Annotated in this window: 17 protein-coding genes; 2 read left to right on the forward strand and 15 right to left on the reverse strand. The window is 63.0% G+C overall.

Annotated elements, in window-relative coordinates; all coding sequences use genetic code 11:
* Window positions 1–5: 5 nt before the first annotated feature.
* Entirely contained in the window at window positions 6–416 is a 411-nt protein-coding gene (locus MHY87_RS09815) for a VOC family protein (protein ID WP_239351366.1), read from the reverse strand.
* Window positions 417–1,499: 1,083 nt separating this feature from the next.
* Here MHY87_RS09815 and MHY87_RS09820 point away from each other — a divergent pair.
* Window positions 1,500–1,799, forward strand: a complete 300-nt coding sequence (locus tag MHY87_RS09820; RefSeq protein ID WP_239351367.1) for a DUF6455 family protein — start codon at window positions 1,500–1,502, stop codon at window positions 1,797–1,799.
* 151 nt (window positions 1,800–1,950) lie between these two features.
* On the opposite strand, the gene MHY87_RS09825 is transcribed toward MHY87_RS09820, so the two are convergent.
* On the reverse strand, window positions 1,951–2,322 hold the full coding sequence (locus MHY87_RS09825; RefSeq protein ID WP_239351369.1) for a response regulator transcription factor: 372 nt from the start codon (window positions 2,320–2,322) through the stop codon (window positions 1,951–1,953).
* A 321-nt stretch (window positions 2,323–2,643) separates the two neighbouring features.
* Here MHY87_RS09825 and MHY87_RS18740 point away from each other — a divergent pair, with 321 nt between their 5' ends.
* The gene (locus tag MHY87_RS18740) at window positions 2,644–2,775 is read left to right on the forward strand and encodes a hypothetical protein (protein ID WP_255726489.1); all 132 of its coding nucleotides are present in this window, start codon (window positions 2,644–2,646) and stop codon (window positions 2,773–2,775) included.
* A 90-nt stretch (window positions 2,776–2,865) separates the two neighbouring features.
* Here MHY87_RS18740 and ccoS read toward each other — a convergent pair whose 3' ends face one another.
* The 13 genes from ccoS to MHY87_RS09890 form a co-directional block, all read right to left on the reverse strand.
* Complete coding sequence (ccoS, locus tag MHY87_RS09830; RefSeq protein WP_239351371.1) at window positions 2,866–3,039, reverse strand: cbb3-type cytochrome oxidase assembly protein CcoS; 174 nt, start codon at window positions 3,037–3,039, stop codon at window positions 2,866–2,868.
* Window positions 3,039–5,279: a heavy metal translocating P-type ATPase gene (locus MHY87_RS09835; protein ID WP_239351373.1), complete on the reverse strand. Its 2,241-nt coding sequence runs from the start codon at window positions 5,277–5,279 to the stop codon at window positions 3,039–3,041. The genes ccoS and MHY87_RS09835 overlap by 1 nt, the downstream gene beginning before the upstream one ends.
* A gap of 37 nt (window positions 5,280–5,316) precedes the next feature.
* A complete protein-coding gene (locus MHY87_RS09840) occupies window positions 5,317–6,123 on the reverse strand; it encodes a DUF2189 domain-containing protein (RefSeq protein ID WP_239351375.1) in 807 nt (268 codons plus the stop codon).
* 36 nt (window positions 6,124–6,159) lie between these two features.
* A complete protein-coding gene (locus MHY87_RS09845) occupies window positions 6,160–6,360 on the reverse strand; it encodes a hypothetical protein (RefSeq protein WP_239351376.1) in 201 nt (66 codons plus the stop codon).
* Entirely contained in the window at window positions 6,357–7,238 is an 882-nt protein-coding gene (gene ccoP, locus MHY87_RS09850) for a cytochrome-c oxidase, cbb3-type subunit III (RefSeq protein WP_239351377.1), read from the reverse strand. The genes MHY87_RS09845 and ccoP overlap by 4 nt, the downstream gene beginning before the upstream one ends.
* The gene (locus MHY87_RS09855; RefSeq protein WP_239351378.1) at window positions 7,229–7,399 is read right to left on the reverse strand and encodes a cbb3-type cytochrome c oxidase subunit 3; all 171 of its coding nucleotides are present in this window, start codon (window positions 7,397–7,399) and stop codon (window positions 7,229–7,231) included. Before MHY87_RS09855 ends, ccoP begins: the two co-directional genes overlap by 10 nt.
* A gap of 18 nt (window positions 7,400–7,417) precedes the next feature.
* Window positions 7,418–8,170, reverse strand: a complete 753-nt coding sequence (gene ccoO, locus MHY87_RS09860; protein WP_239351379.1) for a cytochrome-c oxidase, cbb3-type subunit II — start codon at window positions 8,168–8,170, stop codon at window positions 7,418–7,420.
* Window positions 8,171–8,174: 4 nt separating this feature from the next.
* On the reverse strand, window positions 8,175–9,830 hold the full coding sequence (gene ccoN, locus MHY87_RS09865; protein ID WP_239351380.1) for a cytochrome-c oxidase, cbb3-type subunit I: 1,656 nt from the start codon (window positions 9,828–9,830) through the stop codon (window positions 8,175–8,177).
* A gap of 339 nt (window positions 9,831–10,169) precedes the next feature.
* Window positions 10,170–11,168, reverse strand: a complete 999-nt coding sequence (locus MHY87_RS09870) for an FAD:protein FMN transferase (protein WP_239351381.1) — start codon at window positions 11,166–11,168, stop codon at window positions 10,170–10,172.
* 10 nt (window positions 11,169–11,178) lie between these two features.
* Window positions 11,179–11,775 (reverse strand): nitrous oxide reductase accessory protein NosL, encoded by a 597-nt coding sequence (locus MHY87_RS09875; protein WP_239351382.1) that lies wholly within the window; start codon window positions 11,773–11,775, stop codon window positions 11,179–11,181.
* Window positions 11,772–12,602: an ABC transporter permease gene (locus MHY87_RS09880; RefSeq protein ID WP_239351384.1), complete on the reverse strand. Its 831-nt coding sequence runs from the start codon at window positions 12,600–12,602 to the stop codon at window positions 11,772–11,774. Before MHY87_RS09880 ends, MHY87_RS09875 begins: the two co-directional genes overlap by 4 nt.
* Window positions 12,599–13,519, reverse strand: coding sequence for an ABC transporter ATP-binding protein (locus MHY87_RS09885; RefSeq protein WP_239351386.1), 921 nt, complete (start codon window positions 13,517–13,519; stop codon window positions 12,599–12,601). The genes MHY87_RS09880 and MHY87_RS09885 overlap by 4 nt, the downstream gene beginning before the upstream one ends.
* Complete coding sequence (locus MHY87_RS09890) at window positions 13,516–14,922, reverse strand: nitrous oxide reductase family maturation protein NosD (protein WP_239351388.1); 1,407 nt, start codon at window positions 14,920–14,922, stop codon at window positions 13,516–13,518. Before MHY87_RS09890 ends, MHY87_RS09885 begins: the two co-directional genes overlap by 4 nt.

The following is a 14,922-nucleotide window of genomic DNA, read 5'->3' on the forward strand; positions in this document are numbered from 1 at the left end:
ACCTGTTAGTCAGCACTCGTGGTGTTGATCTCGATGACATTGCGGTCAGGGTCGAGAATATAGATCTGCGGATATCCAACACGCATCGAAGTCCTGATGCTCAGTGGATCATCAGGGTCAGCATCCTCGCGATAACCTTTGGCTCTGAGTGCTTCTAGAGCCTGTGTGTAGCTGGTGACCCGAATGGCGAAGTGGATGTCGTTGGCATCCATCCCTTTCCTGCTCCGAAATGTGGCCTGCGCATCACCAACAACCAGATGCAATTCCTGGTGATCGCCGATCCGGAACCAGGCCCCCGCCACAGGCAAGGCAGGCCGCGGAATTTCCGTCAAGCCGAGGACCTCCTGGTAGAAGCGACGGGAGCGCTCCAAGTCAGCGCATGGGAGAGCCACATGGTGGAGGCCGTCTATCTCCATGACCCTCTCCTAGCTGGGCGCCCTCAGATCATATCAAGCGAGTGCTGGAGCGTGTCCTCGCCACTATGACGAGGCTTAGAGCGCCTCTGCAACTCGCCTTGGGAGGTATGTTGCGCCGTATTCAACCGAGAAACCTATGGTGACTCCTTGAGCGAAGGGCCGCTCCTGGCGCATTGCAGACTTTACTCGGAGTTCAGGTCTCAAGCTCAGTGGTCATTGGTCAAATCGACCGCATACGCACTTGCCTGTCGCCCACAACCGGACTGACCGGCTTTTAGGCGGAGCAAAGTGGCAAAGCTGAAGTCGGAAAAGCCCTCTCCGGTGCCCAAAGAACGCCTGCTGGAGAATGACGTTCGCGGAAGTGGCACGGGAAATCTGACGCTTGGAGGCAGTATTCTGTAGCAAAAATTCTTTGATTCCAGAGGCTTAAATAATGGCGGTGGAGACAGTCATCTGCGAACCTGTCTCCAGTCAACGTTCCCTGTTTTCAACGAAAATACTGGGAAACTAACCTCATCAGATTGCAGTCAGAGTGTCTTCTGGCCAGAATTGTGAAGAAGCACACGCGGCTTAGACGCATTCTCACTGTAAGACAGAACAGGGAATATCCTTGGTCAAACTGGGAGTTCCGGTGAATGGAAAAGGGTAGCCGATTTTGACGCAAAGATCCTGGCTTCGAGCCCTCCGCTGGATATCATTCCTGGACACGCTCAGCTTGAAATCTTCGTCATCCCATTGCGGCATCGCAAACAAGACAATTGCTGGAATATGGCCCTCTAACGCGCTTGGCTGATCTGTGTATGTTTCCGGCATTGGACATAAGCGGACCTTAGCCTTGAGCGTTTTGAAGACCCTGTGAGCGGCTTGGCATGGATCTGACCGGCATCCATTCGCCCCGTTCATGAAGGTTCACAGATGACTGGCGCCTGGACCTGAAAGTGGGGCTTCCCGCTTTTGTTTTCAGGGTCGTCCCCAATAGTGAGACCGAAACTTACTTATGCTCGCTCATTGCCCTGGAGCAAGGAGTGCAGCCCGGAGGCGGATTATACTGTCGGTACATGTTCCAATCGAGAGGATCCGTCCATGGGATCAAGAGTGCCCAAGAGGCCGATGCCGCGTGCGCGGTCATGGCCGAAAAGCCGATGGGTGGAGCAGCAGGCCAGCCTGTTCGGCCGGATGATGGAAAGGGTGAGAGCTGATCCCGGCGCGACAGCCCGGGAGGGGTTCGAGGGCGGCTTCGCGGCCGCGTGCCGTCGATGCCTGGCCTGCCCGAACGCGACTGACTGCCATCGCTGGCTTGAGAGCGGGGGAGCCGATGCCCCGCCGGCCTTCTGCGCGAATGCCGCCTTCCTCAACCATGTGCGGGCATCGGGCGCGGCTTGAGTCGCCGGCAAGCCGCGGCACTGCTGCAGGAGTCTGTGTTGCAGGATGGCGTCACCTCCAGGGCCCTCATGCTGCGGGCTCCATGAGTGCGAAGGCGTAACGATATCGTTGGCAGTCAGCTATGCAGCTCCCATGGGCTACTGAACTGGGATCAACGGCTTATGACGCTGGTGATGCCCTCGAGCAGGGCACCATCTTCCAAGGGCTTCTCAAGCACCAGCCGAAAGCCCGCCCGCATGGCAAGCTCGCGCAGGTGCGGGGGAGCGGATGTGGTGATCAGGATCGCGGGGAGCGCAACATGACGCTCCCGCAGCCTGTCCATGAGAGCGATGCCATCCATCCCGGGCATTGTGAGGTCGACGACAAGGCAGCCGCTCGGAGGCAGCGCTCCGTCCGCGAGGAGTTGGGTGCCATCCCCGTAGAGGCGCACCTCGAAGCCCTCCTGTTCCAGGGCGAACTTCAGCGATTGCCGGACGGCATCGTCATCATCGACGACAAGGACCGGTCCCATGGGCGTGGGCATGGTGAAGCCTGATGTTGTGATGATGGCAATTTTACGCGATCCGCGCCATGCAACAGTTGATCTGCATCAAGCATCCATTGTCGTCCGTCTCAGGATTTTCCCGTAGGCGTGCAAGGATGCTGGAGCGCGGTAGGCTGCTCCTCGTGCAGGCATCCTTTCAGACCCGCCGATGCTTGCATCCCGACCTGCCGGCCAGCGCGCGTGATCGCGCTCTCGATTTCTGCGCTCTTTGGGCCAAAGGCATCAGACTGTTTGAGTTGACCTCTGGAACGGAAGCGATCTGGAATCCGTTGGGTGTCATTGGGAAAGGATGAGCGGATCGTGCCTCGCTTCGTTGATAAGCCGTTCGAGTGGGTGACGATACTCGCTGTGGCTTCGGGGGCCGCCGTGCTGGTGCCGAGTCTCGCGGCACTCGGCATGACGCTGGTGGCCTTGATCCTCCACCTTGCCTAACAGAGGCTACATAGTTTCAATTAGTCCTGGCCTGATCACTCTCGTCTGGATTGCGGTGGCACCGATCGCGCTCCGGCAATGCGGGAAGCATTACCTTTCCTGACGGGCCTGACCTTTGTCTCCCGGATCTTCTTCGAGAAGGACCCGTTCCGCTGCCCCATCCAGATCGTCGTATTGACCATTCCGCAGCGACCAGAGGAACGCGGCCAATCCGGCACTCGCCATGCCCAGCCCAATGAGGATCAACCACCACATTGACCCCATCAGTTCCTCCTCACAGCATCGTTCGGGATGGATGGGAGCCTCAGGGCGTTGGCGACCACGATGATCGAGGACAGCGACATGGCGACGGCCGCGATGAGGGGCGTCACGTAGCCTAGCACCGCCACGGGCACCGCCAGGGCATTGTAGCCGACCGCGAGGGCGAAGTTCTGGAAGATCAGCGTCCTGGACCGGCGCGCGATCCTAAAGGTAGCGCCGACAGCGGAGAGGCTTTCGTTCAGGAACACGAAGTCCGCCGCGTTGCGGCCGATATCCGCCGCCGTGGCGGGCGCCATGGAGACATGGGCGGCGGCGAGGGCAGGCGCATCGTTCAGCCCATCGCCGACCATCAGGATCTTTCTGTTCGCTTGGTCGTGCAACGCGACCCGGGCGACCTTCTCTCCCGGGAGCAGGCCGAATGAGACTGCGTGGATGCCGAGCTTCGATGCCAGGCCTTCGACCACGGCCTTCCGGTCGCCGGAGACGATCTCTACCGACAACCCCTGACGCACCAGATCGATCACGGTCTCCTGCGCATCGGGACGGACGCTGTCTTCCAGGACGAATGCCGCGAGTAACTCTCCGTTCCTCGCCAGATAGGACATGGATGCGGCGAGACCGTTGTCGGGATGTCTTTCTTCGAGCGCCCATTCCGGCCGGCCGAGCCGATACCTGTCACCGCCCCGGACAGCCTCGAGTCCCAGGCCGGGTATCTCCTCGATGTGATCGAACGCCATGATCCGGCTCGTCCCACGCGCGGCGGCATCCGCGATCGCCCTTGCTGCCGGATGGCGGGAACCGATGGTCATCCCGAGCGCGATTCCCATGGCTGACGGCGGGATCTCCTCCGCATTGGCGAGGGAGGGGCGGCCAAGCGTCAGAGTGCCGGTCTTGTCGAAGGCCACGCCGTCGATCTCGGCCATGCGTTCGAGGGCCGAGCCGTCCTTGACCATGATGCCCCGTTCGAATAGGCGGCGCGCGGCCACGACCTGCACGATGGGAACGGCCAGGCCCAAGGCGCAGGGACAGGTGATGATCAGCACCGCGATGGCGATGGTAACGGATACATGCCAATCCCCGGTAAGATAGAGCCAGCTCAGGAAGGACAGCAGGGCCATCGTGTGAACGAGGGGCGAGTAGAGCGCGGCGGCGCGGTCGGCCAGCCGCCGGTAGCGGGCACGGCCGCCCTCGGCCGCCTCCATCATCCTGACCATCTCCATCAGGAAGGAGTCTTCTGCTCCTGCCGTCGCCCTGACCGTCAGCGGCCCGGTGAGGTTCATCACTCCCGCCCGCACTGTTTCACCGGGGGCAATTCGCCGAAGGGCAGACTCGCCTGAGACCAGCGAGCAGTCCAATTCTGACATTCCATGCTCGACCACGCCGTCGACCGGAACACGCTCGCCTGCAGCGACGAGCACCGTTGCCCCGGGTTCGATCTCCGATACGGGGACGTAGAGCGGTCGGTCACTCCGGATGACTATGGCACCACGTGGGGCAAGCCTCGCAAGGCCGGCTACGGCGGAACGTGCCCGCTCACGCATCACGTGATCGAGCGTGCGACCGATGAGCAAGAAGAATAGCAGTGACGTCGCCGCGTCGAAGTAGGCGTGCGGCGCGTTGTGGAGCGTGTCATAAATGCTGAGGGCGAAGGCGAGCGATACGCCGATGGAGATCGGCACGTCCATATTGGTGCGGCCATGGCGCAACGCCGACCAGGCCGAGGCATAGAAAACGCGGCCGGAATAGACGAGGGCCGGGAGGGCGAGCAGCGCGGAGATGAGGTGAAATCCCTGCCGCGAGGTGGCGTCGGCCCCCGACCAGACCGACATCGACAGCATCATGATATTCATCGCGCAGAAGCCCGCCAACGCGAGCGCCTTGACGAGGCGTGCAAGCTCCGGATCCCTCGCGTCCTGATCCATCGTGAACAGGTGGGATTCGTAGCCGATGACGCGCAGGGCGCCGATCATGTCGGGCGGAGTTCCGTCCGCGGTGCGCCACGAGACTGCGACGCGCTTGGTGGACAGGTTGACCCGCGCCCTCTCGACGCCGGGCAGCCGCGCCAGCGTCCGCTCTACCGCTGCGATGCAGGTGGCGCACCTGACGCCCGGCACCGAAAGGTCCGTCTGATACGTACCGTCGCCGAGATCGCGGCTGGCGAGCCGGATTTCGTCCGCCAAGGTGTCGAGCTGGGTTGGCTCTCCGAGGGCGACCTGTACGTCGACGGGCGCGCAACAGCTCATGGCCGTTCTCCGCCGGGTATTGCGCGTTGCGGATGCATCAGCGCATCGCCCGATAGGCATGCCATGTGGCATGACCCAGCAGCGGGAAGATGAGAATGAAACCGAGGAAGCCGGTCACGGCACTGGCGGTGAACAAGGCGAGCACGATGGCACCCCATGCGATCATCGGCATGAGATTGTTCCACACCATTGCCATGCTCGTGCCCATGGCCGTCAGCGCGTCCGTTCGCGTATCGAGCAGCATGGGAATCGAGAACACGCTGATTGCGAACGCGAATGCTGCGAACAGCCCGCCGATCGCGATGCCGACGAGCAGCATGGCCCAGCCCGTCGGCGTCGTCAGCAACATGCCGACGACCCCATCGAAGCCCGGGAACGGCCGGACGCCGAAGAACAGGGCATAGATCAGGACAGCAGCCCGCATCCACAGCAGCATCAGCAGGCAGAGCAGAAGCCCGGTGAAGAAGATCTGCGCCCCGGCCCTCGGCTGGACGAGCGCCATGGTGCGCAGCGTCGGATGCCCGCCAGCCTCCAGGACGCGGCTCTTCTCATAGAGGCCCATGGCCAGTACGGGCGCGACGATCATGTATCCGGCAATGGCGGGAAACAGGATGTAGTCACGACCCGATGCGATCAACGTCCAAACGAGGATGGCAGTGATGGCGAAGACCGCGACCCCATAGGCGATGCTGAGGCCCGGCTGGGCCAGAAGGTCGTGCCAGCCCGCCTTCAGCCAGTCGAGCGCCGCGTGCGCCGGCAAGTGACGCTGCCGCGCGGGGTTGCGCGTTTCCGCGATCGTGGAAACCTCGCTCAGCAGACCGTAGGATTTATCCTCTTCGCTCATATGTCTTCCCCGAAATCGTGCATCGGTCGATCTCTCTCAGCAGGCTGGTTTCGCAGCCCGGAACGCGCCCGCCTTGGACCCGACCTCCTTCAGGTGGGCGACACATTCGGGTTGGGATTCCACCGCAACATAGACGAGATGGACATTGGCGGCTGCCACGACGAGGAGTACAGCCGCTGCCAGGCTCCACGCCAGAACGGGCCATCTGGACCGCTTTGTCACGGCAACGTTCGTCATGGCTTCTCGACTCCCAGCGAATTGACGTACAAGGACAGGATCTTGATCTCTGCCGGGGTCAGGCGCTCGTCCCATGTCGGCATGTGTCCCTGCCGACCGCCGTGGATCGTGTTGATCAGGGTCTGAAGGTCGCCGCCATAGACCCAGAACTGATCGGTCAGGTTGGGAGCTCCGACCTCCCGGTTGCCCTTGCCATCCTCGCCGTGGCAGGCCGCGCAGGTCGTGAGGAAGACCTCTCGCCCAGCCTGGATCTGAGCAACATTCTGCGGTGTGGACGCTGCCGGATTGGACAGGGATTGGACGTAGGTCGCTACGTTCGTGACCTGGGTCCGGTCGAGCATCGCATCTCGCCCGAAGGCCGGCATCTGTGCGACGCGTGTGTTCTGATGGCGCGAGTTGATGCCAAGCCGCAGGGTCTCGGCGATCTTCTCCGGACCGCCGCCCCAGAGCCAGTCGTCGTCCGTTAGGTCGGGATAGTTGGCGCGGCCTTTCCCGTCTGCCCCGTGGCATGCGGCGCAGTTGTCGCCGAAGAGCTGGTGACCCGTTGACCGGACGACCTTCATCAGGTCCTCGTTGGCCTGGATTTCCTCGAACGTGCCCGTCTCGATGGCCTTCATCCAGGCCGCGCGCTGGGCTTGGGCCGCGACCAGATCCTGCTCTACGATCTTGCGCTGATCGGTGTTCAGGATTCCTCTGGTATGGGTCGTGATCAGCGGCCAGGTCGGCATCAGGATCCACCAGACCAGCGCCCACAGGTGCGTGACGACGATGAAGATCAGCACGCCGAGCGGTACCGCCGTGTCGAGCTCCTTGATGCCGTTCCATTCGTGCCCGGTGGTCTTTTGACCGCTGACGGGATCGCGTTCCTCTACTGCCATGGCCGGTCGTCCTCATCGAGAATGTTCCGTTTGGCGTCGTCGAACCGTTTCCGGTTCGACGGCCAGAATGCGTAAATGACGACGCAGACGCTAAACGCGATCAGATAGAACAGCCCCCAACTCTTGGCGAAACCGACGAGAGTGTCATGGTCGATGTCCATCAGCCGTCCTCTCTGTCGTCAGTTGGTGGGATTGGGCGCCTGTTCCGGCGCGGCCGTGTTGGAATAAGCGGCATTGGTGAGCTGTCCGAGCACTTGCAGATAGGCGACCAGCGCGTCCATTTCGGTGAGCTGCGTGACCACGCCGTCAAAGGCGCTGACCTGCGTCTTCTCGCCATAGCGCTGGGTTACCCCCGCAGCGAACGGACTGTCAGGCGCGGCCTGACCGAAGGCGTCGGCGGCGGCGTTGGCGATCATCTCGCTGGTGTATGGGACGCCGAGCGCTTGTTGCGCTTGAAGATGTCGCCCGAGGTCCGCGGTCTCGAGCGCAGTCCGGGCGAGCCAACGATAGGCCGGCATGTTGGATTCCGGCACCACGTCGCGCGGATTGGTGAGGTGCGCGACATGCCAGAAGTCGGAATACTTGCCGCCGATGCGGGCGAGGTCGGGACCGGTGCGCTTCGAGCCCCACAGCATCGGGCGGTCGTACTTGGACTCCACGGCCAGCGAATACGGGCCGTAACGCTCGACCTCGTCGCGCAGCGTGCGGATCATCTGGCTGTGGCAGGCGTAGCAGCCCTCGCGGACGTAGATGTTGCGGCCCGCCAGCTCCAGCGGGGTGTAAAGGCGCATGTCCGGCGCCTCCTCGACGGTCTCGTCAATGGTGAAGAGCGGTGCGATTTCGACGATGCCGCCGACGCTGGCGGCGGCGATGATCGCAATCACGAAGCCGATGGCGGTGCGTTCGATCTTGCGGTGAAACAGTTCGGCCATGATGTCACTCCGCCGGAGTCGCTGCGGTGCCGGGGGCTAGCCCCGTATCCGGTGCATCCGTCTGTCTCTCGGCGGCAACGGGAACGGCGCGTACCGTCATCCAGATGTTGAAGGCAGCGATCATGGCGCCGAGCAGAAAGAGCAGGCCGCCGAACGCGCGCGCGATGTAGTACGGGTACATGGCGACGAGCGAGTCGAGGAACGAATAGGCGAGTGTGCCTTCCTGCGTGTAGGTGCGCCACATCAGGCCCTGGAGGATGCCTGAGTTCCACATCGCGAAGACGTAGATGAGCGTCCCCGCGACCGCGAGCCAGAAATGCACCTCGACCAGGGCTGGCGAATACATGCGTTCGCGTTTCCAGAGCGAAGGAACCAAGGTGTAGATCGAGCCGAAGGTGATGAACGCGACCCAACCGAGCGCTCCCGCATGGACGTGACCGATGGTCCAGTCGGTGTAGTGGGAGAGCGCATTGACAGGCCGGATCGCCAGGAACGAGCCCTCGAAGGTCGACAGGCCATAGAAGACCGCCGCCACCATGATGAAGCGCAGGGTCGCGTCGTCACGGACCTTCTGCCACGCGCCGTTAAGAGTCAGCAGCGCATTGCCGGCCGAGGCCCAGGAAGGCACGAGCAACATGACCGAGAACGTCATGCCGAGGTTCTGCACCCAGTGCGGCAGCGCCGTATAATGGAGGTGGTGGGAACCCGCCCACATGTAGAAGAACGTGATGCCCCAGAAGCTGAGTATGGATAGCCGGTAGGAGAAGATCGGGCGCTGCGCACGGACAGGCAGATAGTAGTACAGCATGCCCAGGAATCCGGCGGTGAGGAAGAACGCTACTGCGTTGTGGCCGTACCACCACTGCACCATGGCGTCCTGCACGCCGGCCCAGACCGTGTAGCTCTTCGCGTGCCCGAACGAGACTGGGATGGCGAGGTTGTTGACGATATGGAGGATGGCCACCACGACGATGAACGCCATGAAGTACCAGTTGGCGACATAGATGTGCGGCTCCTTGCGTCGAGCGAGTGTGCGCAGGTAGAGCACGAAGAAGGTAACCCACACCACGACGAGCCACAGGTCGGCGTACCATTCCGGCTCCGCGTATTCCTTCGACTGCGTCACGCCCATGAGGTAGCCGGTCACGGCGAGGATGCAGAACAGGTTGTAGCCGAGAAGCACGAACCATGGGCTGATCTGGCCCGCCAAGCGGGCGCGGGAAGTGCGCTGCACGACGTGAAAGGAGGTGGCGATCAGGGCGTTGCCGCCGAAGCCGAAGATCACCCCAGTGGTGTGGGTCGGCCTCAGGCGTCCGAAGCTCGACCAGCCAGCGTCGAAGGCGAGGTCCGGCCAGGCCAACTGGGCTGCGGTCCACACTCCCATGAACATGCCGAAGACGGCCCAGGCCAGCGTCAGGGCAATGCCTGCCTTGATCGGATCATCATAGTAGTGCGAGAGGCGATCCTGGGTCGGTTGCGGTTCGTAGAACGAGCGCATGACGAGGGCACCGATCCCTCCGGCGAAGAGCATGACGATGACACCGTGCACACCGAGCGGATCGGAGCCGCCGGCTGCTGCCATGGCCAGGCCGGCAACGAAGATGCAAACAAGAATGACCAGGGCGTTCTGGCGCTCGCCTGAGGTTAGCTGCTGAACCATGTCGATCCCTCTCCATGGACATGACGGGTTCAAGCTAGGAACCCCGAACCCGATTGCTTAAGCTTCACTAACTGGAAGCTGTCGGCGCGACGTCAACTACCTGCCATGCAACGGCAATGCGGCATCGGATTCCACTGCATCGTTGGCTGGCGACGGGACCGGGTTGGTGTCATTCGCTTCACCATGTCAGGCCGCCTCGGACCGGGAGTTCGCCTGCATGAGGAGCATGGACCGCCACTGACATCGTCCCAATTCAGGGAAATCCCGTAGGTAGCCGGTAGAATCGGGCCAATCATGATCGTCGCTGAAGGGACTCCTGTTTGCGCGTATTTGCGGATCTCATGACGGAAGGGCGATGGCCTCCCCCGTCTCCGTCGTCAGGCGGGCCTGCCCCTCTCCGAGTTGCCGGAGTGTCCGGGCGATTGCCGTGATCGGCATGAGGCTGAAGGCCGTCGAGAGGGCGTCCGCCGTCATCGCACTCGGCATGACGGTGGTCACGCTGCGATACAGGTGGGCCGAGGCACCCGTGCGCGGATCGAGCAGGTGATTGAAGTGTCCGGCCACGTCGAAATGGAATCCATAGGTCCCGGAGGTGGCGACGGCTTGATCGACCACGTTCAATGTCTCGCCAACGCGGTCCGGATTATCCGGATCGGCGATGCCGACGCGCCACGGATCGCCGGAAGGATGCGAACCCACGGCTCGCGGCTCACCCATGTCGACGAGGCTGCTCGCGATCCCGCCTTCGTGCAGGATACTGACGATCCGGTCGGTGACGTATCCTTGAGCGATGCCGTTCAGCGTCAGGCCCATGCCACGTCGGGATAGGGCGATCCGATTGGCGTCGAACGTCACCTTGTCGAAGCCTACACGCTCCAACGCTTCGCGCAGCGCGGATTCGGGCGGGCCATCTGAATTCGCATCGGGTCTGGAGAAATGATCTCGGTAGAGGGTCCACAGCGCCTGCACCGTCGGATCGAAGGCGCCTCCGGTCAGCTCCCAGCAGCGGCGACACTCGGTCAGCACAGTGACCAGATCCGCAGGCGGGGCGATGAGGATGCCTTGGCGGTTCAGCGCCGCCAGAGCGGTGTCAGCCCGATAGAGACTGAACACCGCCTCAAGGCGCCGGACCTCGGCAAGCGAGCGCTCGACCAGGCGTTCGGCGACGGCACGGTCGTGATGGTGGACTTGCAGGCTCGCTACCGCCCCCATCGCCTGGCCGCGCCACGTCACGAGATGGGCCTCAGTCCTTGGCGCGCGTCCGAACGGCACGACGCCGAGGCCGACCGCTGCCGCAGTGACTCCTATGAAACGTCGGCGGGAGAGACGAGGGAACATGGTTTCTTTCCTAATGAGCGTGACCGTCCTTCGTGACCGGGGCGGCATGGCCCTGATGCTGATCCGCTAAGTTGGGCGCCTGTCCGGCGGAACCCGTCACTTCTGCGGTGCCGCCCAGGACATAGTCTTCCGGCACGTCTGCGAAGGCCACAACGCGTCCGCCGTTCTCGGCAGCGAACTTTTCCGCAGCAGACTTGTCGGAGAACGGGACCGCCTCGTCGCCGCCCATGCCGCCCTGCATCCGGCTGCCGATCACGAACGAGGCCCGTTTCGCATCGACCCAGTTGTTGACGCCGGGCTTGTCCCAGTTCGGAGCCTTCGCCATGTCGGAGACGTAGATCGCACGGATGTCTCTCGGCTCCTCCGGCAACAGCGTGAACGAGATCGCGTCCCGCGCCGACGAGAACCAGACCGGCTCCTTGCGGCTTGCCAGAATGATCTGCCCCTTCGGACCGGTATGCTCGAGCACGTTCATGCCGCAGTAATGGCCGATGGCCGAGTCCGTCATCTCCTGTGGCGGCGGCGGAGCCTCGGCGGTTTTCTCGGCGTTGCAGCCCGCCAGCGCGAGAGCGCCCGCGAAGGCCGCGAAGAGGATGGTCTTTCTCATAGTTCTCTCCTGGAGAAGGCAAGCGCCGCGAGGCCGAGCGGCAGGAGGGCCCAGGCGGCCAGCGCCGCGAGCAGGACGGACGGACCCAAAGTCGTGGTCTGCGCGACTCCGGCCATGCCGGAGAATGCGCTGACATTGTCGGAGCCGGTCAGGTTGAACAGGCGGTAGGCATCGGTCGGGTTGAGCAACAGCAGGGCATTCAGCAATCCTCCCGAGAGGACCTGTCCCTGATCGACCACGAGCAGCCCGAGCAGGGCCATGTCGTAGATCAGCACGAATACGAGCCAGATGCCGATGGCGATGCCGGCGGCGGTTCCGCGCTCGCGCACGAGCGCGCTGACGAGATAGCCCACTGCAATGAACGCAGCCCCGAGCAGGATTGAAGAACCGATCATCGATGAGAATGCCATCCAGCTCTCTCCATCGATGATTTCACCGGTTGCGATCAGCGCTCCCGCCGCAGCCCCGTAACCCAGCAGCGTCGCGAAGGCCAGGATCGACAGGTGGCCCACGAACTTGCCGAGCAGCACCTGCCAGCGCGCCACCGGGTAGCTCAGGAGCAGCAGCATGGTGCCGCGTTCCATCTCGCCGACAATGGCGTCGTGCGAAATCAGCAGCGCAATCAACGGCAGCAGGAAGATCGTGAGGCTGGACAGACTGACGATCACCACGTCGAGCGCGCGTGCGCCTACATTGCCGGTCGGAGCACTGCCGAGAAAGGTGAGCGAGAGGGCAAGCGCTGCCAGCAAGAGCGTTGTGGCGAGAACCCAGCGGTTGCGCAGACCCTCCTGGATCTCCTTGCGCGCGACGATCAGGATGTTTCTCATCGCGCGGTCTCCTGCGACAGAAGGAAGTGGGCGTAGAGCTCATCGAGCGTTGGCGGCATGACGTCGAGATCCTCGACTGGCGCACCTTCGTCGGTGGCGCGCCGCAGCACCTCGATCTTGCGCTCGGGTGCGGCATCGATTTCGACCATATGGCCGTTGACCTGACGCCACCCGTCGACCGGACCAAGCCAGTTCGGCACGTTGGCCAGCCCTGCATCGGTCACCTTGAGTCGGATACGGGTCGGCAGGCGCGCGATGCGGCGCAGCTCGTCGAGCGTTCCGTCCGCGACCTTGATGCCGTGGTTCATGATGATGACCCGTCCAGCACGTTCCTCCAGCTCAGTCAGGGCGTGCGAGGACAGCAGCAGCGTCGCGCCGCGCCCGCGCAGCTCCTCGACGATCTCGTAGAAGCTCAGTCGCAGGGCAGGGTCGAGGCCGGTGGTAGGCTCGTCGAGCAAAAGGACCCTCGGCTCGCCCAGCAACGCCTGCGCGAGCCCGAGACGCTGGCGCATGCCTTTGGAGTAGGTTCCGACCCGTCTGTCCGCAGCAGGGGTGAGGCCGACGCGATCGAGAAGCGTTGCAACAGACTTCGCCGGCTCGCGCTTGAGACGGGCGTAGAATGCCAGGGTCTCGTAGCCCGTGAGTGACGCGTTGAAGGAGACGTTCTCCGGCAGATAGCCGAGCCGCCGGCGGGCGGCGAATTCGCCCGCAGCCGGATCTTCGCCCAGCACCTTGATGTGGCCGCTGGTCGGGCGGATCAGACCCAGCATCAGCTTCATCAGAGTCGTCTTGCCGGCGCCGTTGTGGCCCACAAGCGCTACCGTCTCGCCTTCGGGCAGCATGAACGAGACGTCACGCACCGCCTCGACCTTGCCGAAGCGCTTGACGATGTTCCTGATCTCAACGGTTCCGGTCATGGTCTTGCTCCTTCGGCGGGCTTAGGGCGTGCGGGCGGGGCCATGAGGGGATGCATGAGAGGATGACTGTCGACCACGCCGCCCGGCAGCAGTGCCGGGAACTGCGCCTGCGCCCATCGGATCACCTGCACGGCCGGGCTGTTCATCAGCACCTTGGCCTGCGGCGCGGTCCAGAGAACGCGGTCGACGAGATCGTTCGGACGGTAGGCGCCGTCCCCCAGGCCGTCGCCGTCGAGATCGAAGGCCGGGTTGTCGCTCCAGTAGTTGCCGCGCCCGTCCTTGGACCAGTCGAGATAGCGAGTGCCGACGTATTTCACTTGGTTCTGGTTCCTGATGAAGGCGTTGCCCGCGATCTCGTTGCCTTCGGAGCCGGCAGTGAAGTGGATGCCGATCTCGCAGCCTTCGAACCAGTTTTCGCGGAAGCGGTTTTTGTTTGTGTTGTAGATGAACACGCATTTTTCCGGGCCAATGCGGTCGCCCGTCGCGAATGTCTGCTTGGGCTCGGCTTCTTCGGGTAGGCCGTGCTCGCTCGTCTCGTTGCCTCCAAGGCCCGATCTGGTCCAGCGCTCGGCGGCCTGGATGCGCCCCACGACGGCATTGCCGGAAATCTGCGAGCCGTTGGCGAAGTTGAACAGGAAGCCGCGGTCGCGGTCGCCGTCCGACACGTTGCCGCGGATCGTCAGCCGGTGCGAGTACATGATCGCGTAGCCGACGGTGTTGTTGGTCGACACGTTGTCCGTGACCTCGCCGTCGTTGGTGTACATGTAGTGGACGGCGAAGCGCAGGTCCTGGAAGCGGTTGCCGGAGAACACGTTCTTGCGGCTGGCAATCGAGAAGATCCCGTCGCGCCCATACCGGAAACTGTTGTCGAGGACCTTGGCGCCCGGTGCATCCCAGACAGAGACGCCGTTGCCGGCCTCGTTCATGCGGCCTGTTCTGATTCCGATGATCTCGTTCCGGCGCACGACCGCATCGGGTGAGCCGTGGATATAGATTCCGTAGAGATTACCCTCGACCCGGTTGTTCTCGACGATGGCACCCGCAGCGCTCTTTTCGATGAAGATGCCGGAATCCATCTTCTCCAGGTCGCGGCCCGAGCCGCGCACGGTCAACCCGCGCACGATGGCTCCAGGTGCCGAAATGGTCACGACACTCCCCTTGCCCGATCCGATCAGGACCGCGCCGGGCTCGCCTTCCACGATCAGCTTGCGGGTGATCCGGATGGGACCGTGATGTTCGCCGGTCTTGAACACCACAGTGTCTCCGTCCACCGCCAGGTCGATGATGTCCTGAGAGATGTCTCCAAGACCGATCGAGACACGCTCCGCCCTGGAAGGTGTGACGAGGCCGGCGGCGAGTGCCGCCGCCAGCCCGAGACGCACGATGGTGCAAGCGCCCGCCAT

The organism is Microvirga sp. ACRRW (assembly GCF_022346925.1).
In the GTDB taxonomy this organism is placed as follows: Bacteria; Pseudomonadota; Alphaproteobacteria; order Rhizobiales; family Beijerinckiaceae; genus Microvirga.